The 22,078-nt window shown below is 40.4% G+C and carries 16 protein-coding genes; 6 read left to right on the top strand and 10 right to left on the bottom strand.

Annotated features, from left to right (window positions below):
* Positions 1-53: 53 nt before the first annotated feature.
* Complete coding sequence (locus tag DBR40_RS07580; RefSeq protein ID WP_124559148.1) at positions 54-677, top strand: Crp/Fnr family transcriptional regulator; 624 nt, start codon at positions 54-56, stop codon at positions 675-677.
* On the opposite strand, the gene DBR40_RS07575 is transcribed toward DBR40_RS07580, so the two are convergent.
* Both DBR40_RS07575 and DBR40_RS07570 read right to left on the bottom strand, forming a co-directional pair.
* Positions 674-1,312 (bottom strand): phosphatase PAP2 family protein, encoded by a 639-nt coding sequence (locus tag DBR40_RS07575; RefSeq protein WP_124559147.1) that lies wholly within the window; start codon positions 1,310-1,312, stop codon positions 674-676. The genes DBR40_RS07580 and DBR40_RS07575 overlap by 4 nt on opposite strands.
* Positions 1,313-1,859: 547 nt before the next feature.
* The gene (locus DBR40_RS07570; protein ID WP_124559146.1) at positions 1,860-2,210 is read right to left on the bottom strand and encodes a hypothetical protein; all 351 of its coding nucleotides are present in this window, start codon (positions 2,208-2,210) and stop codon (positions 1,860-1,862) included.
* A gap of 199 nt (positions 2,211-2,409) precedes the next feature.
* On the opposite strand from DBR40_RS07570, the gene DBR40_RS07565 reads away from it, so the two are divergent.
* Together DBR40_RS07565 and DBR40_RS07560 are read left to right on the top strand one after the other, a co-directional pair.
* Positions 2,410-3,627, top strand: a complete 1,218-nt coding sequence (locus DBR40_RS07565; protein WP_124559145.1) for a sterol desaturase family protein — start codon at positions 2,410-2,412, stop codon at positions 3,625-3,627.
* Positions 3,617-4,309, top strand: coding sequence for a lysoplasmalogenase (locus DBR40_RS07560; protein ID WP_124559144.1), 693 nt, complete (start codon positions 3,617-3,619; stop codon positions 4,307-4,309). Before DBR40_RS07565 ends, DBR40_RS07560 begins: the two co-directional genes overlap by 11 nt.
* 8 nt (positions 4,310-4,317) lie before the next feature.
* Here DBR40_RS07560 and pbpC read toward each other — a convergent pair whose 3' ends face one another.
* The 3 genes from pbpC to DBR40_RS07545 all read right to left on the bottom strand — a co-directional run bounded on the left by pbpC (position 4,318) and on the right by DBR40_RS07545 (position 13,245).
* Entirely contained in the window at positions 4,318-6,690 is a 2,373-nt protein-coding gene (gene pbpC / locus DBR40_RS07555) for a penicillin-binding protein 1C (RefSeq protein ID WP_124559143.1), read from the bottom strand.
* Between the two features lie 156 nt (positions 6,691-6,846).
* Positions 6,847-7,482 carry a hypothetical protein gene (locus DBR40_RS07550; protein ID WP_124559142.1) on the bottom strand — a complete coding sequence of 212 codons (636 nt, stop codon included), beginning with the start codon at positions 7,480-7,482 and terminating at the stop codon, positions 6,847-6,849.
* Between the two features lie 171 nt (positions 7,483-7,653).
* Positions 7,654-13,245, bottom strand: coding sequence for an alpha-2-macroglobulin family protein (locus tag DBR40_RS07545; RefSeq protein WP_124559141.1), 5,592 nt, complete (start codon positions 13,243-13,245; stop codon positions 7,654-7,656).
* A gap of 136 nt (positions 13,246-13,381) precedes the next feature.
* Between DBR40_RS07545 and DBR40_RS07540 the strand changes: the two genes are divergently transcribed.
* Positions 13,382-13,819 (top strand): nuclear transport factor 2 family protein, encoded by a 438-nt coding sequence (locus tag DBR40_RS07540; protein WP_124559140.1) that lies wholly within the window; start codon positions 13,382-13,384, stop codon positions 13,817-13,819.
* Positions 13,820-14,056: 237 nt separating this feature from the next.
* Here the strand turns inward: DBR40_RS07540 and DBR40_RS07535 are convergent, their stop codons facing one another.
* Together DBR40_RS07535 and topA are read right to left on the bottom strand one after the other, a co-directional pair.
* Positions 14,057-14,461, bottom strand: a complete 405-nt coding sequence (locus DBR40_RS07535; protein WP_124559139.1) for a hypothetical protein — start codon at positions 14,459-14,461, stop codon at positions 14,057-14,059.
* 88 nt (positions 14,462-14,549) lie between these two features.
* Positions 14,550-17,111: a type I DNA topoisomerase gene (topA, locus tag DBR40_RS07530; protein WP_124559138.1), complete on the bottom strand. Its 2,562-nt coding sequence runs from the start codon at positions 17,109-17,111 to the stop codon at positions 14,550-14,552.
* 471 nt (positions 17,112-17,582) lie between these two features.
* Between topA and DBR40_RS07525 the strand changes: the two genes are divergently transcribed.
* Positions 17,583-18,098, top strand: a complete 516-nt coding sequence (locus tag DBR40_RS07525) for a glutathione peroxidase (RefSeq protein ID WP_124559137.1) — start codon at positions 17,583-17,585, stop codon at positions 18,096-18,098.
* Positions 18,099-18,214: 116 nt separating this feature from the next.
* Here DBR40_RS07525 and aqpZ read toward each other — a convergent pair whose 3' ends face one another.
* From aqpZ to DBR40_RS07510, 3 genes are all read right to left on the bottom strand, one after another.
* A complete protein-coding gene (gene aqpZ / locus DBR40_RS07520) occupies positions 18,215-18,922 on the bottom strand; it encodes an aquaporin Z (protein ID WP_199748298.1) in 708 nt (235 codons plus the stop codon).
* 342 nt (positions 18,923-19,264) lie between these two features.
* Positions 19,265-20,101, bottom strand: coding sequence for an MBL fold metallo-hydrolase (locus DBR40_RS07515; protein ID WP_124559136.1), 837 nt, complete (start codon positions 20,099-20,101; stop codon positions 19,265-19,267).
* A gap of 46 nt (positions 20,102-20,147) precedes the next feature.
* Positions 20,148-20,591: a MarR family winged helix-turn-helix transcriptional regulator gene (locus tag DBR40_RS07510; RefSeq protein ID WP_124559135.1), complete on the bottom strand. Its 444-nt coding sequence runs from the start codon at positions 20,589-20,591 to the stop codon at positions 20,148-20,150.
* Positions 20,592-20,761: 170 nt separating this feature from the next.
* Between DBR40_RS07510 and DBR40_RS07505 the strand changes: the two genes are divergently transcribed.
* Positions 20,762-21,991: an MFS transporter gene (locus tag DBR40_RS07505; protein ID WP_124559134.1), complete on the top strand. Its 1,230-nt coding sequence runs from the start codon at positions 20,762-20,764 to the stop codon at positions 21,989-21,991.
* Positions 21,992-22,078: the final 87 nt, after the last annotated feature.

Here is a 22,078-nt window from a genome sequence, read left to right as displayed (position 1 = left end):
TATTTGGAAATCACGGACACCATGCATACATTGCAGATTAAAAACCGGATTAAATGATTATGGTTGCGGCTAGTCACGAAAGCGATCCCCTTATTCAGTTCTTAAACTCATTACAGCCACTAAGTGAAGAATTGATTGAGGGGGCGAGGAAAGAAACTTTTAAAATTTCTGTGCGTAAGAATAACATGCTGCCACCCTTTGCAGAGTTGGTTACAGAAGGTTGTTTGTTTTTTGTTGTTAAAGGGCTTGTCAGGGCTTTTGTAGTGGATGAAGGAAAAGATATTACTACCTGGTTAACCGATGAAAATGATTTTATCGGTAATATCAGAAATCCAGGAGCCTTTAAGCCAACTTTTGAAGAGCAATACCAGGCGCTGGAAGATTCGGAATTGCTTGTGCTACCTTATCGTATTGTTGATGATATGTATGCTCAGTTTCCTGAAGCTAATGTATTAGCCCGAAAATTACTGGCTATTCAGTACCATATGTCGCAGGAGCGCTCCATTCTATCGCGCATTCCATCGGCCGAAGCCCGTTATAAACAATTTAAGATCGGGCATCCTACTATTAAATCGCGGGTACCTTTAAAGTTTTTGGCAAGTTACCTGGGGATGCGGATCGAAACGCTTAGCCGGATCAGAAAAAAAACTAAAATTGAAGGATTACCCCAAAATTAGACTGTCTTATTCCTGAAATAATAATAGCATAGCGGAAACAGGCAGATTAAGCCAAGTAAGAAACCACCCACAGTATCTGTAAACCAGTGTGCGCCCAAATAAATCCGTGATGGGGCAATGGTGATGATTAGAAATGCCGACAGGCAGGTGAAGGCTATACGTATTGCTTTTGGTATACCTTTTAAAGTGTTCATTAAAATAATCAGAAAACCGAAAAACAGTGTGTAAGAAAGCACATGTCCGCTCGGGTAGCTCTGAAATCTGTTTACTTCTACCAAACGAACATAAAAAGCGGTAGGCCGCGGACGGTTAATGATGTTTTTGATACCCAGAATAATCAGGCCCGAAAGCAAAACTGTTGCCATGTATATTCCTTCGCGTTTGTATTTTTTCCAATAAAATATGGCGGCTACAATAACTACAGATAATAGTGAATAGGGGAGTTCTCCAAAAAAACTAATGGCAAGCATCACTTTATCCAGCCAGGTTGCCTGATAGCTTTGAAGGAGCAGGGAGGTTTTAATATCGAAATCCCAGATAGGATGTTGGGCTACAAAAAAACTTAAGTAGCTAAAAACCGCGATGAGAAAAATGAGTATAAAAAATAAAGTACTTCGTTTTAATGGCGTAGACATAGGCGGATCAGAAAATCAAAACTAGAAATTTTATGCGAATTGCAGTAGAAATATTGCACTTTTCATGTTTAGGCAGTTGCCAGAGATGAAAAATTCTTTTAGTTTTATCACTATTCTGAGATAAAAATAATATAGGCTGAATCCTGTTTAAATCAGGTTTTTTACGACTAAGCATTAAGTTCATCACGGAAACAAAACGATTCATCACGGAAATGTACCTTTATGTGTAATGGGTTTTGAAAAGTTAAAATGAATTCCAACCTTCGTCGTAGATAATAAGGATATCTATGCTTATGAGGTTGGCAGGATTAATTCCTGCCGACTGAAAAGGCACCCTCACTGACAATTTATTTTACAAATTATACTTTTTGTATTAACGCTCCGACCGAAGCTATCCTCCTTTAATTGGGGAGGCAGCTTGGTTGATTTCGAAATAACTCTTCTTTCCTGTTTTACAGGTAATTGCCCTTCTAAGTTTATTGAATAAGTTTTCTTTGTAAAGAATAGCTGAAACTTAAAGCATTGATTAGCTAAGGGTTATGCTGTTTTATTTAACCACAATTTGTTTTGGGTCGGTAACTACAATTTGTTTTTTGCCTTTAAAATCGGTTATCGTTCCGGTAACACATATCTTATTCCCCATAAACATACTGGATGGTTCGGACGGGAATTTAGCCTGGTCGTCTTTATTAATCACTACGGTAAGCAGTTCTTTAGGGTATGCACCACCTAAGTTGATTAATGTTAATTTATCTAATGCTTTTGCGCTGTAAACTGAATCGCAGATGGTTACGTTTTTTCCGACATATTGTGCCACATCTTTTGCCAGAACCAAAGTTTGACTTTTTGCGTAAAATGCCGGAGCAATAAGCAATAAAAGCAGTGATAGTTTTTTCATGATGCGGGGATGATTGGTGAACTTAAAGTACAGGGCTTCAAAATCGGCGCTGGTATATCAAAGGTAGGACGAATTTTGGTCTGCGCAACACATATAGCCAAAAAAGCATAAATATTACACAAACTAGATTTTATCTTAACACTAATATTCGCTAAATTGTAGTGTAAAAATACTAACCAAATAATATTTTTTGCCTCCTATGAAAGTAGACTACATTGCTTTGTCTGTACCTGTTTTTTTTATCCTTATTGGGATAGAACTTGCCTATAATTTCTACAAAAAATTAAATTATTACAGGCTAAACGATAGTATTGCCAATTTGAGTCAGGGAATAGGACAGCAGCTTACCGGAATATTTATGAAAACTGCGCTGTTTTTTGGTTATAAGTACATTTTTGAACACTGGCGTTTGTTCGAATTACCAAAAACCATTTGGGTGTGGATCTTTTTGTTTATTGGTGTCGATTTTTTCTATTATTGGTTTCACAGGATGAGCCATGAGGTTAATGCACTTTGGGCTGCTCACATTGTGCACCATCAGTCTGAAGAGTATAATTTAACTGTAGCTTTACGTCAGAGCTGGTTTCAGGGATGGTTTAGCTGGGTGTTTTACCTGCCTTTGGCATTTGTCGGTTTCGATCCCATAATGTTTTTAACATTAAGTTCTTTTAATACCCTATATCAGTTCTGGATCCATACCAGGGCCATTAAGAATATGGGCCTTTTAGAATATATTTTCAACACACCATCGCATCATCGGGTGCACCATGGCTCTAACCCTAAATACATCGATAAAAACCATGCCGGTACGCTAATTATCTGGGATCGGTTATTTGGTACCTTTCAAAAGGAAGAAGAAGAGGTTTATTATGGCATTACAAAGCCGCTGGCCAGCTGGAATCCTGTTTGGGCAAACCTACATTATTGGGATGATCTGGTTAAGACTGCCAGGCAATCCCCAAAAATAACAGATAAGATTAAGGTCTTTTTAAAGCCACCAGGTTGGTTTCCAGAGCATCTTGGTGGTTTTCAGCAAGCGCCGGAAATAGATGTTGACCGGTATCAGAAATATAATCCAACTTATCAATCGAAACTTAATGGTTATGTACTGGTTCAGTTTATTGTGGCTTTAACTGCCGGATCTGCCATTTTGTTTTCCTATCATAAGATGGAAACAGCAGCCTTAATATCCGGAACGGTATTTACGTTGTTTACGCTAATTACCTGCGGTGCACTACTTGAGCAGAAACAATGGCTGGTAAAATTCGAATATTTCAGGCTGCTGTTGGGGATTCTGTTGGTGTTGTTTTTAAAATTCCCTGTCGGATATCAGGTGATTTTTGTGGGCATTCAGTTAATATCCGTAATTTGGTTCTTTAATTTGCAAAAGGCAAATCCCATCACTAATGAAAACTAAACTATTCTCTTTCGTTTTTGCACTCGTGTATATTGTTCAGTTATATGCCGAAACATCTGGCAATGTATCATTGCTTAATTTTTCTAAACCTTTAATTGCCATTAGCTTAATGCTTTGGCTTTACAGCAGTACTAACTTAAAGGGAAGGTTTCATAAACGAATTTTTGTCGGGTTGGTTTTCGCTTTAGCAGGCGATGTGTTGTTGATGCTTCAAAACGGCAGACCGGGCTTCTTTATTTACGGATTAATTGCCTTTTTTATTTGCCACATATTTTACATCAGGGCTTTTACTTTAGATCATAAATCGAACCCAAAGCACAGAACACCCAATTTTTTATGGTTTGTTGGTGTGTTCGCAATATTCTGTTCCGGTTTGTTCTTCTATTTACAACCTAAACTGGGAGCTATGCAGTTTCCGGTTTTAATGTATGCTATTATCATTACGGTAATGGCAATAATGGCCGTAAACCGTTACGGAAAAGTTAATATTTTTAGTTTTAAGCTGATTTTGTACGGGGCCTTGTTCTTTCTCCTGTCGGATAGTGTGCTGGCTGTTAACAAATTTGCACAACCCATTCCACAAGCCGGTGTACTGATTATGGCCACTTACATGATTGCGCAGTATTTAATTGTTTACGGAACAATTTCGCGGCAATTGGTGGTAACCAGAACAGAAGTATAAATTAACACTTATTTCTTTTCCTTATCTAAAACAGTAAAAACCTGAACTAATCTTTCTCCATTTTCATCTACAAGGGTTAGCGTATGTTTTCCGGGTGGTGGACTAATGGCGAGCTGGTGGAAATTAGTAGTAGTCGCTATGTACTCATTATCAATGTGCCAGTATATCCTGGAGTGCTGGTTTCTGTGTGCCGCGTTAACAACGATTTTCCCCCTTGTTCCATCCAGTTCTAATGGAATGTAAACAGTAGCATTGTTCTTTGGATAAATGAGTTCCATTACAATGTTGCCACCCGAAATATCGCAGCCGTTTTTAAAGGGAGGTAAGATTTTGTAATCACTGTTTTTAATTTTGTAATAATACTCCATTGCCGGTGGTAATATGAACCAGCTTTTGTGCTGCATGTTGGCTACACTTTCGCACAAATCGGTAACTCTGTAAGCCCCGGTTTTATCTAAATGCATCAATTTATGATATGGACATATTGCTGTCTTTTCTCCGGCAACGGGTACCATTTCTTCTGTTACGTTTTCGCAATACTCGCCAGCTTTGTAGCCGCTTTGTTTGCAGATTTTTAGCTTTTTTAATTTGGTTGCTGGGGTTTCGAACCATTTTCCATTGGGTAACAGTCTGAAAATATCAAACATCACTGGTGCAGCCGCCTCAATGCCCACCAAACCAGGCCTGCCTTCGCCATCGGCATTACCAACCCAAACGCAAACTACATAGTCGGGGGTTAAGCCTACAGCCCAGGCATCGCGGAAGCCAAAACTGGTACCTGTTTTCCAGGCAATCCGCTGCGAAGATGAAAACTGCTCCCACAAACCTTCATCACCAGGACGCATTACTTCTTCCATGGCATTAAATGTGGCCCATATCGAACCGTGATCTAAAAATGAGTTTCGCTGATGATCGGTTTCATCTTTTCTGTTATTCCGGATATAGCTAGCCTGCAGGTAATCGTTAGGATTGTATAAGCCTTTGTAGGTATTAAAATGGTTTAAGGTGCGCGCCATGCCCATGTAGGTGTTAGCCAGATCCCACATCGTTACTTCGCTACCACCCAAAATGAGCGATAAACCATAATGATCGGCCGGTTGGTTGAGGGTGCTAATGCCTATTTTTTTGAGTTTATCGTAAAACCTTTCATACTTGTATTGTTGCAACATCTTAACCGCCGGAATGTTAAGCGATCTACTCAGCGCTCTGTCTGCGGCAATGGCACCATCGTAACCTAAATCGTAGTTTTGTGGCGAATAACCTGCAATTTGTGTGGGGATATCGGCAATTAGTGTATGGGGCAATATAAAACCATCATTCATCATACTGGCATAAAGCAATGGTTTTAGTGTACTACCTGGGCTGCGTAAAGCTTTAATCATGTCTACATGACTTTGCAGGTCAGTATTTTCGGGTTGATAAATATTGCCGGCATAACTTACCACCTCGCGGGTTTTGACATTCAAAATTAAGGCTGCAATATTGTTAATGTCGTTTGCCCTGTATCGGTTGTTATAGCGCTTTATTATGGCATTTACTTTTAGCTGGATGTTTTCATCAAGGGTTGAAGCAATCCGGGTCGATTTAACCTCCAGCTTTTTCCTTTCTGCCTTAAAGCGATTTAATAAATGTGGTGCATTTTGTGGTAGGGGTAAAGGTTTACCTGGAACAGGTTCGAGTTTGGATAAATTAGCGGTAGTCTGGTCGATATATTTCAACTTAGCCAGTTTATCTAACAAATCGTTTCTTTTTTTGATCAGTTTGCCCGAGTTTTTACCGGGATGCACCAGCGAGGGGCTATTGGGTAATACTGCAAGTGTGGCCATTTCGCCCCAGGAAAGGGTTTTGGCGTCGCGACCATAATAACGCCAGCTGGCAGCTTCCAAGCCTACTACGTTACTACCAAAGGGAGCATTGGCCGCATATAAGCCGATAATTTCTTCTTTGTTATATTTAATTTCCAGTCGTATGGCCAAAATTACCTCCAGCAGCTTTTGCCAGAGGGTTCGATCTTGTTTACGCGAAAGGCGAATCACCTGCATGCTGAGCGTACTACCACCACTAACCACACTTTTAGCTTTCAGATTCTGTTTCATGGCCCTGCCCATCGCAAAAAAGTCTACACCAATGTGATGATAAAAGCGTTTATCTTCAAAAGCAATAATGCAATCTTTAAATTTTACAGGAACTGAATCGGCAACCGGAAAACGCCATTGTCCGTCACTGGCTATAGCTGCACTTAGTAAATTGCCGTTGCTGGCTTCGATCACAAAAGAGGTTGGAGATTTAAAAAGCTTGGACGGTAAAGCAAGGAGAAATACCAAAAGCAGCACTACACATACGAAATCGGAAATCAGTAATGCTTTTGGTATTTTGTTCATTGGGGTTAGTTTATCTACTGGTTGGTGTCTTCACCAACCAGTTTAGTCTTGGTGTCGGCCGGTGCAGACACTAACCGATAGTTTAATATTATTATCAAATAAGCTAAGGCTTATGTGTGGTTCAGAGTCACAAAGGGGCCTCATTCGCTTTTAAATTTATTTATCAAGGCTTTTATTTAATATCGTTTCAAAAACTGGTTGGAAATACATTAAAACGCTATCGTTTATTAGTCTGTAATTTTCTTTATCAAGAACCACATCATCGAATTTGTGATTTTTGTAGCTTGGCGACAGGAGTATTTTAAAATCATTGCTTCCTTTTAAATACTTGATCAGTGAAAAATTATAGAACAAAATTGGTCGTTTATCATACATACTCAATGTTGCGATGCCAAAATCGTGATCGAAACCATAAAACATCTGCATAGGATCTGTTAGGGTGTAAGTATTCTTTTTTCTGATGATTATAATTTGATCCAGGTTATTTTTAACGCAGAAATCTTCAGCATAAGCAACCATTTTTTTGTATTTATACCGTTCAGAAAAATATTCAAGCTCTTTAAAATCAAAGCTTTCAAATTCCTTATTCTCAATGTTTTTTTTATTTAAGTAAGTAGTTAAATAAGTTAACAGATTAAAATTTAGGTCGTTTTCGGCAAGTACTTTTGCTTTGAAGGCTCCTTTAAGATAAACGTAACCCATTTGGTAGTTAACGTCTGATACAATTCCGGTTTTTTGTGCAATAGAGCACAAGGGAATAAGAAAAACTAGAATTGTGAATATAATTTTCATTTGGTGTTATCTTTTTATCTACTGGTTGATGTTTTACCCGCCAGTTTTCGTATTATTTTCGGTCGGTGCGGAAACGAACCGATAACATGGCCTTAATCTACTGGTTGGTGTCCTCACCAACCAGCATTTACCATCTTTTTCGGCCGCTGATACACCGGCCGATAGTGTACGCTACTTCACCACCTGAACCCATTTACCCGGCTGTGTTGCCGAAATATCATTGTTGTACATGGCTTCGCACTGTACTGCCGATAGGTAATATTTACCCAGATACGAGGCGTTTAGCAATACTTTATAAACCAAACTTTCACCTTCTCTTACATTAAAATAAGTGAAAACGCGATCATCGCGCATATCCTGATAAGTAAAAGGAGAGGAGGCCAGCATACTTTGGTTATCATTTACGCGGGTATTGATAATTTCCCAACCCGAAGGGAAAATCTGTGTTAAGGCCATTTGCTCGTATAATCCCATTCTACCCGGGTTTTTAACGGTAACTTCTGCATAAAAATCAGTTCCCTGTTTTATCGTGCTTGGGTCTATCACCGTTCCGTTTAAGCGTTTGTAGATTACATTCATATCCAAAACATCAGGGCGGTTAGGCAGGAAGTTATTCTGTCCGGCAATAGGCTGTCCCGCTAAAACTAAACGAACAAACAGCACATTATTGCCATTATTGGCAACTGAGGCGGTGCTGCCTTTAAAGTTTACAGGCGTACTACTCATGTACTGGTTACTGTTAACCGGAGCCGATTTTCCATCCAAAACATATTGATATTGCAACTTGGCCGACGACTGGTTCGTTCCACAGAATTTGGCAATGGCCAATAAGCTGTATGCAGTGGTTTGGGTGCTGTACCAGGTGTTTTCGCCCAGTTTAGCCGCTAAAGGTTGCAATAGGCTTGCTGCTTTAGCTTTCTGTCCAAGTAGGGTAAGGGTTTCTAAAATCATGGCTTCATCGCGGATATCTGAACCATAGGTGCCGCCCAGTTGTTTATAGGCCTGCACGGAAGTATCTAATCCACGGATCATGTTTTGTGCCACCTCGTTTTGCCCGGCCAGTTTATAAGCTGCAGCCAAACGCCATTTGGCTGCTACCGATAAATATTCGAAAGCTTTTAAGCGGTTCATGGCTGCCATTTCAGGTTTTTTAGCCAGGGCAAGCATGTATAAACGATAAGCCTGCGATAAATCGCCACCGTAAAAATTATTGCTGTTAGGTGCCCAGTTTGCTGCTTTTGATTTTTGGTAGCGTAAAAGATCCTCGAGCAGGCCAACCGGAAGCGTGTAACCTGCGTTTTGTGCTTCAATAAGGAAGTGACCAGCATAGTTGCTTCCCCATTCGTCGGCACTACCTTCGCCAGGCCAGTATGAGAGTCCACCTTCGGTAGTCTGAAAACCTTTAAGCCTGTTAATACCTGCTTTAATGTTTTTTTCTGTAGTGGCTTTTTGCTGCTCATTAAGTGCGCTCAATCTGTCGAGGTATAATTGCGGGAAAATGCCTGAAGTAGTTTGCTCAATACAGCCGTGAGGATATTGAATGAGGTAACTTAACCGTTTGCTGAGACTAATGGCAGGGATCGATGACACTTCGAGCGCGCCGGAATTGGTTCCTGTCATGCCGATTGGCAGGTAGTTTACTGCCCATTTGGTGTGCGGCTGAACCGTTGCTGATACCACATTGGTTACATAAGGATTTGGATTTCTGATATCCATTTCCACATCGTAATCAGTACGTTCGCCACCACTTGTTGCAATAACCTTTACTTTAGCAATACCCACAGTATTCGGTGCTTTAACTTCAAAATAAGCCATTTGTTCGCCCGTTTGCTTGTAATACAGCTGCTGTTTATTGGTTCCCTGCACAATTAAGTTGCTGGCCTGCAACTGTACCGAAATATTTTTGAGGTTAGCTTCGGTAGCAAAAACAGTTACCGGAAGTGTAAAAGTTTCACCAGGACCAATTACCCGAGGTAAAGTGGCCAACACCATTAAAGGTTTTTTTACCTGAACAGCTTTCTCAGCAAAACCATAAGCGGCATCCTGTCCAGCTACTACCATCGCCCTTACCGAACCGATATATTGTGGCAATTTAAATTTATGGGCTTTGCTTTCGCCTTTGCCAATGGTAAATGGTCCCATAAACTTAACCACGGCTTTAAAGCGGTTTGCTTTGGCCGGATTGAGGTTTTTATTGATGCTTCCATCGCCGCCAATACTTAAAATCCGTTCTAAATTTCCTCCCCATGCCCCCAGTACATAATCAAATAAATCCCAGGTTTTAACGCCTAAACCTTCGCGGGCATAAAAGGCGCTGTGTGGATCGGGTGTTTTGAAACGGGTAAGATCGAGTAAACCTTCATCTACCAGAGCAATAGTATAAGTCATGGCTTTGCCGTTTTGCTCGCCTACGGTAATGGTATTTTCAGTCTCCGGCTTAATTTTATCGGCCATTTTGATGGTTGGCTTTAAAATGGTTTGCGGATCTTCAACCGAAAGCGGAATGGCCCCATACATGCGAATTGGTAAGTCGTTCACCGTTTGGGCATGCGGCTGCAGGAGTGTAATGTTAGCGAAAACATTTGGTGCCATTTCTTTCTCTGCTTTAAATTTGAACTGGGTTTGTCCGGCTTTGGTATCTACCCAGAAGGTTTTAAGCACGCGGCTACCATTTTCAATAGAAATTAATGCCCTTCCATCTTTTCCTGTAGGGATGGTGAGCGTAATATCTTCGCCCACTGTAAATTTCTCTTTGTTGGCGGTGAAAGAAAGCATAGAAGCTTCGGTTGGATTGCTTCCCTGTTCGCGTTGTGCCCAGCCCGGCCAATCTATATAAACAGATTTACCGGTAACATGGCCACCATTGATATCGCGTACCAAAATAAGGTAGCGGCCCCATTCAGGTTCATTAACGCGTAAATTCCAGCTTCCTTTACCGTTGGTAAGGTTAACCTGATGACTTTCTACCAGCTTATTGTATTGGTTTTGCGTAAAGTTGGCATATGTGTACTGATCATCTTGTTCCCACCACCAGCGCCACTGTGTTTTATACAGTTCTACCTGAACAGTTTTACTGCCGTTTAGCAGCCTGCCATCGGTATTTACATTTACAATTTCTATTTTATGATCCTGCCCGGTAACCAGCATGCCGCTTAAGCGGTCGCCTTTTGGCGGACGAACACCCAGATAGCTGCTATACACATGGTAGGGAATACTGAAATTATCGATACTGAAATTGCCTCCGGGTTCGAAAACCTTAGTGGTAAAGTTAGCCCTGAGTACGCCTGGCGCAGTGTTGTTTTCGTTTAGGTTGGTGTTAACCTGCGCTGAACCATTTTGATTTAAGGTGCCTTCGAATATCGTTTTAACCTGCGATTCGAAATTAACTGTAGGGTTATCGAAGCTAAAGCCCTCAAAGCCTTTAAATTTAGTTTCGGTAGTGTTTAAGTTAACGTCGACTTTGGCCTTCAGGTTTTGGGCAACAGCACCGAAAAGCCACTTGGCCGAGAGGGTAGCAGCGGAGGTACCGGCTGTTAAATAGGGGCGGTTACCTACGTTGAAATCAATTTTAAGCCGGTTAGGCATTACCGTCTCAATTTTGAGCGTTTTGGTAAAGGTAGCGCCACCAGCTTTTATTTTCGCCATCCAGTTACCGGTAGGTGCTGTATTATCGGTCGCCGTATTAAAAGTGTAGAAGCCGTTGAGCGGTTTGCCATTAATCAGCCGTTTATACAATTGACCTTTCGGGTTGTAAAATTCCATGGTTACGGGGTAGTTGGCCGGAAGTTTCTTTAGCTTATCTTCTAAAACAAAGGAAACAAACAGACTATCGCCGGGTCGCCAAACGCCACGTTCGCCATAAATAAAGCCTTTTAACCCACTTTGCACTACATCGCCACCAACATCGAAACGGCTTAGCGGTAGGGAACTACCATCATCAAGTTTTAAATAACCACGTTCTGAACCATTTTTGGCAATCAGTAAAAACGGCTGACGTTTTAAATCAAACTTCGCAAAGCCATCGCCATCAGTTTTTGTGGTGAAAATAATCTGTTTCTGGTAATCCATCAATTCCAGATTTACGCCGCTTAATGGTTTTGCCGTTAATAAATCGGTAGCCACCACTAACATCGAATTGTCGTTGCCACGTTTGGCCACCAAACCAATATTTGAAGCAATTAAGTTTCTGCTTGCCCAGCGTTGGTTGGTATAAAACGATGGGGTACATGGATTGTCCTTATCGTTCCATCTGTAGTTTGATGGATAATAGTTGTTGTAGCGTTGCCAGAAATCGTCGTCTTCATCAATTTTTTCGCCATAGCCTTCATAATCCCCATATTCGGCTCCGTCTTCACCTTCACTGGTTTTCTCTTCGCCAGCTTTGCAGTTGTAGGCATTGTATTCCTGCCTGAAAGCGATGGTAACGCGGTACATGGCCCCAGGCTCAGTGCGGATCATTTTATCCAGATCGAGTATAAAACGGTTCTTTTTGTGCAGATTGAGCGCTTTATCCTCATCTAAACGTACTGTTTTTTGTAAAATAGGCTTGGCCACCCTGCGCAGTTCGTTGCCATCTTTATAGCTGTTCGTCTGGAAGAATTGTGGGATATTATTTTCGTAAATCTTAATTACGGTTACGTCTACAGCTTTCAGGTTAATGGCTTCGAAAGGTAAAACCAGTTTACCCGAATTAGGTAAAATAGATCCGCCACCTGCAATGGTTACCGCAGGTAGCTTATCTTCGAAAACCAGGTTGGCCATTTTACCGGTTGCCAGTTTTTTGCCATTGATGTTTTCGATACCGGCGTTGGCATTCAACGCATAATTGCCTTTCAGTTCTTCAGCAGCGTAAACTTTAACCTGGCTGGCATCAATGGTATAGCGTAAATCGCTTAAATTACCCAGCGAGATCATACCGGTTAAATCTTGTCCCACGCCAATGGGCTCAGAAAACTGTACCAGGGCATAATCTTCTTCCCCTTGAATGGCTTTAATGTCAAGAACTTCAAACTTATTCAGCGTCGGAACCCTGATTTCTTCGCTGCCTTTTTGCTCTGCATCAATAGCATCACCATCCCAGTCTATTTTTAAAGTCTGGTCGCTGCCGGTTTTTTTAATGCTGTCGATCGTAAATTTTGAGGTGTTTTTAGCGGGGTCGTGCTGCCATTTCACCTTTAATTTCTGGTCGAAATCCAGTTCTATCGTTTTTTCTATCTTACTGGTTTCTTCTACATCGGCTGTAGCCACTTCACCAGTTAATTTCATGTAATCGAGTGCGGTATTGTTTTGCGAAACCAAGCCGTTTTGCGTGAGCATAATCCCTGGCGTGATTACTTTAAACTCAAAGTCGAAATCTTCGAGGCCCTTTTCCGTTGCCGAAACTTCGGATAGTTTAAAGGTAGCTTCGTAGTTTTTGCCTGGCTTAAGGTTTTCATCAGGCCTGAATTCTATGGTTTGGGGATCAATCCAATAAGCTTTTCCAGAAATGGAAGGCGAGAAATCGAACAGATCGCGCGAATCGGCTTTGCCCAGATCCTGCATACCTGTTGCTGCATTGGCCAGATGCACGCGGATAAAACTTTTTTTAGAGATCGTACCCGAGGTGTAGGCCTCAATGTATTTGGCATAAGCCTGGTTTTCTTCGTTGGTTTTTTTCTTCTTGTTAAAATACACAAAAAGGATAGCGGCAATTGAAACAAGGAGCAAGCCGCCGAAGATAAATTTCTTTTTTGTTGATGATCGGTAACTAGATGGATTTTCCATAGGTGATTTAGGTAATTTGAATGAAAAATAACTAAAATTCACGTTAAATAGCATAATGTGGAAAATTACCCTTGGGTAACTTGTTCCTTTCCATTCAATTGGATAAGTTTACGGCATCAATGAAATAGAACCAGATATGATAAAGAAACTTTTAATTTTTTCGGGCCTGTTATTTTCTGCTAGTTTTTGTTTTGCGCAAAAGGCGACTACAGAAAACGATGTTAATGCAGCCGTAAACAAGCTTATTGGCCTAATGATTAATCCTGATAGCATGGCTTTGGACAAATTGTTACTCAATAATTTGAGTTATGGTCACTCTAGTGGAAAAATACAAACTAAGCAGGAGTTTATGCATTCATTATTATCCGGCGAATCGGATTTTCTCGATGATATTATTCTGGGTGACCCGAAAACAATTATTCAAGGAAATACGGCTTTGGTAAGGCATAAATTAATGGCACAAACCAATGATAAGGGTGTAAGAGGGAGTGTAAATTTGTATATCCTTTTAATATGGAGTAAAGAAAAGGCAGGGTGGAAGTTACTGGGCAGACAAGCGGTTAAGGTACCTTAGTTTAGTTTGGAGCTTGGAGTTGGGAGTTTTCAGTTCTGGATGCAGAAATAGTGATATTGCGAAGGTTCTAAACTCCCTTTAGTTTAGAGTTTTCAGTTTTGGACGCAGCGTTAGCGATATGGCTAAAATTTCAAACTGAGTTTGCAGTTTGGAGTTTTCAGCTTTGGATGCAGAAATAGCGAGCTTGCTAAAGCTACATGCCTGGAAACTCCAAACTCACCACCCCAAACTCCCAACTTATCTGATCATCACCCCAGGCCGGTTTACCAGCGGGATTTTAATCAAATTAGAATCGATAATGCTTTCGGGCAGAAAAATAAATTTCTTGTCGTAAATGGTACCATCGATATAATAGCTAAGCCAGTATTCGTTGGTTAAGCCAAAAACCTCGGGGTCTATTGCTTCAACGCCCGAAAAAGATTGGGCTTCCATATCGCCAATAAAATGTCTTAAAACAGAGGTTTTAACCTGTTTTCCATCTTTTTCACCATAACCTTTCGAGCTGATTAATACATTGGTAATGGGCTCGTTTTTTAAGTTAACAAGGTAAACGGTCCAGTTTTTTACCTCCGGTGTTTCGCTCATCAGCACAACGGCCATGGCAATATCTTCAACTGTATTTTCTGGTAAGTCTGATTTCATAAAAGTACTTTGTCGTAATGCTGAACTTGGTTTAGCACCGCTCATAAAATAGAGACCCTGAAACAAGTTCAAGGTCTCTATGATTTATTTATTTCTTTTTAGCTGCAGCTTTTTTAGCAGGAGCCTTTTTCTTTGCAGGTGCTTTTTTCTTCGTTTCGAAGGCGTTTGGCACTTGCTCTACAATCATCTTTTTAACTACTTCCAGATCAATATCGGCCAGTTCTTCTGGTGTATATTTTTGTTTGGTAGCCTCGTTGTTTCTCAGTTTCAGCATCAGTTTGCCAAAACGGATAAACGGTCCCCAACGGCCATTTTCGATCGAGATTTTCTCAGCATCCCAGGTTTTAATGTACCTGTTAGCCTCTTTTTCTACTTTTTTACCAATTAAGGTTTCAATATCGGCTTGTGTAAGGTTGTCGAAATCGTAACCTTTAGCCGGGATATTGATAAATAAATCGTTCCATTTAATGAATGGACCAAAACGACCCTTTCCTTTGGTTACACCTAAACCTTCGTAATAGGCGATAGGGGCATCGTCATCCATTTTCTGACGGATAATTTCAACAGCCCTTTCGTAAGTAACCGACAGCGGCTCCTCGTTTTTAGGCAATGAAATGAAACTTTCGCCCCACTTTACATAAGGTCCGAAGCGGCCAACGCCAATTACCACTTCCTTACCCTCAAAATCAGGCAGCTGGAACGGTAATTTAAACAACTCTAAAGCATCAGCTAAAGTAATGGTGGCTACCGATTGGTTACGCATTAAGCTGGCATAACGTGGTTTTTCTTCCTCATCAAGCTCGCCAATTTGAACCAGCGGACCAAATTTACCTACTTTGGTATAAACGTTTTTACCAGTAGCCGGATCAAGCCCCAATAAACGTTCGCCAGTAGCGCGTTCAGCCGTTTCCAGTGTTGTTTCTACCTCAGTATGGAAAGGGTTATAGAAAGAATGGAGCATTTTGGTCCACTCTTGTAAGCCCTGTGCAATCTCATCAAATTCTTTTTCAACCTTGGCGGTAAAGTTAAAATCAACAATTCCTTTAAAATGTGCTACCAGGAAATCGTTTACCACCTCACCAATATCGGTAGGGAAAAGTTTAGACTTTTCGGCACCGGTTATTTCTGATTTGGTTTCTTTTTTAACTTCGCCATTGGCTAAAGTAATGGCTGTAAATTTACGTTGTTTACCATCGCGGTCTTCTTTAACTACGTAACCACGGTTTTGTACCGTAGAAATAGTAGGCGCATAAGTAGACGGACGACCAATACCCAGTTCTTCTAATTTTTTAACCAGACTGGCCTCTGTATATCTTGCCGGCGGACGTGAATAACGTTCAGTAGCCTGCATTTCTCTTAAAAATAATTCCTGGCCTTTAGCTAAAGGAGGTAAAATAGCACCGCCTTCTTTTTCTTCGCCCTCTTCATCATCTGTTGATTCGAGATAAACTTTTAAGAAACCGTCAAATTTCAATACTTCACCCTCAGCTACTAAATGCTCTTTACGGGTTGAAGCGGTAATTTGTGCAGTGGTTTTCTCAAACAAGGCCTCGCTCATTTGTGAGGCAATTGAACGTTTCCAGATCAAATCGTACAAACGTTTCTCTGAAATGTCGCCATCAACAGTATGTCTGTCGAAATAAGTTGGACGGATGGCTTCGTGAGCCTCCTGTGCACCAGCCGATTTGGTTTTATAAACCCTTGGCTGGTGGTATTTTTCGCCGTAGGCCGATTTTATTTCGGCTGCTGCAGCATTTATAGCAGTTTCAGATAAGTTTACCGAGTCAGTTCTCATGTAAGTAATCTTACCTGCCTCGTATAATCTTTGGGCAACCTGCATGGTTCTGGCTACCGAAAAACCTAATTTTCGGGAAGCTTCCTGTTGTAGTGTTGAAGTAGTAAAAGGTGCCGCCGGATTACGTTTTGCCGGTTTGGTTTCCAAACTGCTAATGGCGAATGTTGCTTTGGCACAATCCTGAAGGTATTTTTCAGCATCAGCCTCGCTTTCGAAACGTTGTGGCAATTCGGCTTTAACCAGTTCTTTTCCTTTGCCAGTAGTAAACTGGGCGGTTATTTTATAGGCTGCAGTAGCATTAAAGTTTAAAACTTCTCTTTCTCTATCTACAATTAAACGTACGGCAACAGATTGAACACGGCCTGCTGATAAAGATGGTTTTACCTTTTTCCATAAAACTGGTGAAAGCTCAAAACCAACCAGGCGATCTAAAACGCGGCGGGCTTGCTGCGCATTTACCAGGTTATAATCGATACCACGTGGGCTTTCGATGGCTTTTAAAATGGCAGGTTTGGTAATTTCATGAAAAACGATACGTTTGGTTTTTTCTACTTTAAGGCCTAAAGTTTCGAATAAGTGCCACGAAATGGCTTCTCCCTCGCGGTCCTCATCGGATGCTAGCCATACCATTTCGGCATCCTTAGCAAGCTTTTTCAGTTCGGCAACCACATTCTTCTTATCGGCGGGTACCTCGTAGGTTTGGGCAAAATTATTTTTAATATCAATTGCCATATCGCCCTTCACTAAATCACGGATATGGCCATAGCTAGACTTCACCAGGAAATCTTTGCCTAAATAGCCTTCAATAGTTTTAGCTTTTGCGGGTGACTCGACGATTAGTAAATTTTTTGCCATGAAATACGTTTTTGTGCAAATAAAGCTATAATTAAAGCATAAATCAAAACCTGATTAAAATTTAATACAAATTTTTTGCTGTTTTTTTAGTGATCGTGATCATTTTTTTAAAAAAAAACGGCTATAAATGAGTGGATTTAATCCTTTTTTAGATAGCAATGGCTTGGGATATTTAGATTATAGTTAGTCTGCTTATGGAGATAAAACCCCGGGCCTGTGTTCAGGCAAGCAGGCCGATGTTTTTGCATTCTCTCTCGTTTATAAACCCGATTGGACGGATGCTCCCGATTTTTCTATCGGAGCAGGAGGGAAAGCGGGCTGTTGCTGCCGAAATGTTGCTGGCTTTCATTTTGAAAATTTGCAGTTTATAGATGATTGGTAGGCTTTTTTAGCCATCCATCTTACATTTTACAAGAACTTTACCCGTGTCGAAACTATTTGTAACTATATTCGTATATAAAATAAAAAACGATGATAAGCACAATTTTAATTCTACTCAACTTTTTGGTGCCGAATCCACCAAAAAATGTTTACGATTTCAGCTTTAAAACCATTGATGGTAAAGAAATTAAACTATCGAAGTTTAAGGGCAAGAAAATAATGATCGTAAATACGGCTTCTAAATGTGGATATACCCCGCAATATGAAGACCTCGAAAAACTTCAGAAACAATATGGTAAAAAGATTGTATTAATCGGATTTCCGGCAGGTAACTTTGGTGGACAAGAATTTTCTACCAACGCCGAAATTAAAGAATTTTGTACCGGTAAGTACAATGTTTCGTTTTTGTTGGCCGAGAAAAGCAGCGTAAAAGGCGATGATATTAGTCCATTGTTTAAATACCTGACTTCGCAAACCAATACGGAGGAACAAGGCGACATTAAATGGAATTTTGAGAAATTTCTGATTAATGAAAAAGGAGAACTGGTACACCGTTTCCGTTCTAAAACAAAACCTACTGATGAGGTGATTACTAAGAACCTTTAAATGATGTAAGATGGATGATGTGAGATGGAATGATTTAACCTTACATTAAGATCGTAAAAAAAAGTAAAATGAAATTTGGGATTATGCCATCTTTCATTTTACCTTTTTCATTTATATTAGTTTCGTTCCAGAACGGTTTTCCAAACAATGCCGCTCAAAACTGCGCCTGCAATTGGTGCTACAATGAATAACCAAACCTGGCTTAGGGCTTGCCCGCCAACCAATATTGCTGGCCCGATACTACGCGCCGGATTTACCGATACGCCGGTTACTGGTATGCCTACAATGTGTATAAGCACCAGGCTTAAGCCAATAGCTAAGCCGGCAAAGCCACCATTGATGTTTTTGGTAGAGGTAGAACCAAAAATTACCAGCAAGAAGATAAAAGTCAATACCACTTCTGCAATTAAGCCCGCTTGTAAGCTATAGTGCTGGGGCGAAAGGGCATCGAAACCATTTTGGCCAAGGCCATTTGCCGATAGCGAATATTCGGGTTTGCCAGAGGCAATAAGCAAGAGGATAAAAGCACCCGCAATGCCACCCAGAATTTGTGCTACAATGTAATAAGCTGCTTCTGAAGCCTTCATGCGACCAGTTACAACCATACCTATGGATATGGCCGGATTAATGTGGCAGCCGGAAATATGACCAATAGCATAAGCCATAGCCACTACCGAAAGGCCGAAAGCAAACGAAATGCCCAACAAACCAACGCCTGTTGTACCATTGGCACCCGCTATTACAGCACTACCGCAACCCATTAAAACCAATACTAATGTGCCCAGAAACTCGGCACTGAATTTTGAGATTTTGCTTGTCTCCATATAATTATTATTTAAGGTTTACACATTATATTGGGGACGACAATGTATTCGAATATAGAAAAAAATAAACATATATGGAATAAAATTTTGTTGTGCTTTTTTTTCTTAATTGGATTTAAGGCAAAAAATAAGAGGCTTAAATCCTTAAGCCTCCTAATAAACCAAACAAACTATTTATGAAGTATAGATATAACCCCAATTTGGCTTAAATGTTTTATGGTAAAAATGAATTAAATAATATTTTACGCTGGTGTTTTCTGCTTTTATCTGGTATGTGTTTATATTACAGGTATCTATGATTTAACACTCAGAAAACGTCTTGTTATTTGTGACTTTAAGATGTTAAAATAAGTTTAACTGGTCGGGTTGATAAAGTTCGGGGCGAAAAACATATGCTTGTGCTGCATTTTGGTCGGCGCTTACATAATAAACTTCTGTTTCCTCGTATCTCGAAGCCACTTTAACAAAAGTATTGCCCGCTACATTTTTAAAAAGATTTTCTACCAGTTCAGGGTCGTTGTTGTCTTTTGATAAATGGCTCAATAATAAATGGCTCATATAAGCCGGTTTATGGTTTGTAAACAACTCCAGTGCCTGAGCATTGCTTAAGTGACCATGGCCGCCCATGATTCTTTGTTTCAAAAAATAAGGGTACCGACCATTTTGCAGCATTTGGGTGTCGTAGTTAGCTTCCAGGAATGCGGCATGGCAATCTTTAAAATGATGGATAAGACGATCGCAAACAGCGCCAATATCGGTAAAAACCCCAACTTTAACCGTGCTGCATTCAACCGTGAAGCTATAAGGATCAGCTGCATCGTGGAATTTAGAAAAGGCTGCGATTTTTAAGTCACCTATCTGGATGGTTTGCAGGTGGCTTAACGAAAAAGTATTGTTGGCATCAAGTAACAGTCGGCTACTTTTTAATGTTGGCGCACTAATGTATACCGGAAGTTTATGTTTTTTTGCAAAAACGGTTAGGCCTTTGATGTGGTCGCTGTGCTCGTGTGAAATGAAAATGGCTTTTACTTTATCTATAGCCAAACCTAAACGCGCCATTCGTCTTTCAACTTCCTTGCAGGTTAGACCTACATCAACCAAAACGGCTTCGTTATCGTTACCTATATAGTAACAATTACCGTTGCTGCCCGAATTTATGGAGGTGAAATATAGTGCCATTTGAAGGCTGCAAGGTACGGCTTATTTGGCTAAGGAAAAAAGAAAACTATACACGGCTACTGTTATGTTCTACTAAACGAGAAAGCAAGGGGAGGAAGGCTTGTATGAGGTTAATCTCTTCTGAAGAGAAAATTTTCTCCATGGTTTGCACCAGCCATTCTTCTTTTATTTTGCGGGTGGCGATGATGTGCTTTTCGCCCAGCCTGGTTAAACCGATAAATACCTTGCGTTTATCTTCCTCACTCGGAAAACGTTCTACACATTTGGCATCATGCAGCCGGTTAATGATTTGCGAAATGGCCTGCTTAGATACCCTTTCCATATCAGCCAGCTCAGTAGATAGCATTTTGCCGTGCTGCTCCAGTAGCGACATGGTAAGCAGTTCGGCGTTGCTAAACTCAGAGCTTACGTTCTGTTTGCGTAATTGCCGGGTTAAACGGGTAACTGTACTTCTTAAGCGGGCAGCAATATCTTGTGTTTGCGTGGGCATATTAATGGTAAATAAACTTTACAAATATAAGCTTTAAAATTTATAGATGAATGCATTGTTTTTGAAAAGAGCTTTATTTTATGATGTTATCGTGATAAAAAGAAGCAGATTTGATTTTATACTTTAGTCTAAAACTTCTATTTTTGTAAAGTTACTTTACTATTTTAGACATGAGTATTTTTCGTTCACTAAGGCATTATAATTACAGGTTATTTTTTACCGGACAGGCTATTTCGTTAATTGGTACATGGATGCAGCGTGTAGCCATTAGCTGGTTGGTTTATCGCTTAACAGGTTCGGCGTTTCTTTTAGGGTTGATTACTTTTTTAAGTCTGATTCCCTCATTGGTGCTGGCCCCTTATGCCGGTAGCTATGTAGACAGGCATAATAAATATAAAATTCTGATAATCACACAAGTGATTTTAATGCTCCAGGCAGGGGCATTGGCTTTAATGATCTGGTTTAAGGTGTACGATATGTTCTGGATTGCGGCACTCTCGCTGGTGCAGGGTTTGGTAAATGCTTTCGATGTAACGGCACGCCAATCGTTAATGGTAAATTTAATTGATGATAAAGAAGATTTACCAAATGCAATCGCTCTAAATTCTTCGATGTTTAACGCAGCAAGGTTAATTGGGCCAGCTTTGGCGGGGGTAATTTTAAGTACACTCGGTGAAGACATCTGTTTTCTGATCAATTTTGTAAGTTTTATAGCGGTTTTGGGATGTATGGTAATGATGAAACTGAAATTAACTGAGCATAAAAAATCGGCAGAAAATATATGGATCGATTTAAAAAAAGGTTACGATTATTTAAAAGCATCGCCTGATCTGGCTTCGATGGTTTTAATGATGGCCGCCTCGAGCTTGTTGGTTATTCCGTTTACCACCTTGTTACCCGTATTTGCAAAGGATATTTTTAATGGAAACGCCACCACTTTTGGTTGGTTTGAAAGTGCAGCGGGCTTTGGTGCTTTTTTCGGCGCTATCTATATGGCTACCTTAAGGGCAGGGCAAAATCTGCAAAAAATAGTAATGATGTCGGGAATTTTACTCGCCATATCGGTAGTCGCACTGGCTATTTCGCCATCACTCATTCTTGCTTTAATTTGTACCGGTTTAGCTGCTTTGGGTTTAATGGCGCAAACCTCATCTATAAACACTTACTTGCAAACCCATGCTGATGATTTAATGCGTGGCAGGACGCTCAGCTATTACATAATGGCTTATCAGGGCGTATTACCTATCGGGAGTCTGTTAATGGGCTATTTGGCGCACCTCTTCGGAACTCAGGTGGTGGTAGCCTTTGAGGGGATAGCTGGCTTGCTTATTGTCGCCGCTTTTTCTTATAATGAAAAGCACAGAAATCAAATTAATTTTTCACCATTAAAGGCACGTTAAAACATTTAGGCTGTTCTTTCTTAATGGTCTTAATGATGATTTTTTTACCATTAAGGTGTTAAAGACATTAAGTTTTGTATTGGCATG

Origin of the sequence: Pedobacter sp. KBW01 (assembly GCF_003852395.1) — a bacterium.
In the GTDB taxonomy this organism is placed as follows: Bacteria; Bacteroidota; Bacteroidia; order Sphingobacteriales; family Sphingobacteriaceae; genus Pedobacter.
The sequence above is the reverse complement of the archived record's forward strand: the minus strand, read 5'-3'. Positions and strand labels throughout refer to the sequence as shown.

Bases quoted from the DNA above. Each gene is read 5' to 3' on its own strand.
- topA (WP_124559138.1), bottom strand. From the start codon at position 17,111: ATGGCAAAAAATTTACTAATCGTCGAGTCACCCGCAAAAGCTAAAACT.
- DBR40_RS07515 (WP_124559136.1), bottom strand. From the start codon at position 20,101: ATGGCACTATATTTCACCTCCATAAATTCGGGCAGCAACGGTAATTGT.
- DBR40_RS07510 (WP_124559135.1), bottom strand. From the start codon at position 20,591: ATGCCCACGCAAACACAAGATATTGCTGCCCGCTTAAGAAGTACAGTT.
- DBR40_RS07545 (WP_124559141.1), bottom strand. From the start codon at position 13,245: ATGGAAAATCCATCTAGTTACCGATCATCAACAAAAAAGAAATTTATC.
- DBR40_RS07580 (WP_124559148.1), top strand. From the start codon at position 54: ATGATTATGGTTGCGGCTAGTCACGAAAGCGATCCCCTTATTCAGTTC.
- aqpZ (WP_199748298.1), bottom strand. From the start codon at position 18,922: ATGGAGACAAGCAAAATCTCAAAATTCAGTGCCGAGTTTCTGGGCACA.
- DBR40_RS07570 (WP_124559146.1), bottom strand. From the start codon at position 2,210: ATGAAAAAACTATCACTGCTTTTATTGCTTATTGCTCCGGCATTTTAC.
- DBR40_RS07575 (WP_124559147.1), bottom strand. From the start codon at position 1,312: ATGTCTACGCCATTAAAACGAAGTACTTTATTTTTTATACTCATTTTT.
- pbpC (WP_124559143.1), bottom strand. From the start codon at position 6,690: ATGAACAAAATACCAAAAGCATTACTGATTTCCGATTTCGTATGTGTA.
- DBR40_RS07535 (WP_124559139.1), bottom strand. From the start codon at position 14,461: ATGAAATCAGACTTACCAGAAAATACAGTTGAAGATATTGCCATGGCC.
- DBR40_RS07560 (WP_124559144.1), top strand. From the start codon at position 3,617: ATGAAAACTAAACTATTCTCTTTCGTTTTTGCACTCGTGTATATTGTT.
- DBR40_RS07565 (WP_124559145.1), top strand. From the start codon at position 2,410: ATGAAAGTAGACTACATTGCTTTGTCTGTACCTGTTTTTTTTATCCTT.
- DBR40_RS07525 (WP_124559137.1), top strand. From the start codon at position 17,583: ATGATAAGCACAATTTTAATTCTACTCAACTTTTTGGTGCCGAATCCA.
- DBR40_RS07540 (WP_124559140.1), top strand. From the start codon at position 13,382: ATGATAAAGAAACTTTTAATTTTTTCGGGCCTGTTATTTTCTGCTAGT.
- DBR40_RS07505 (WP_124559134.1), top strand. From the start codon at position 20,762: ATGAGTATTTTTCGTTCACTAAGGCATTATAATTACAGGTTATTTTTT.
- DBR40_RS07550 (WP_124559142.1), bottom strand. From the start codon at position 7,482: ATGAAAATTATATTCACAATTCTAGTTTTTCTTATTCCCTTGTGCTCT.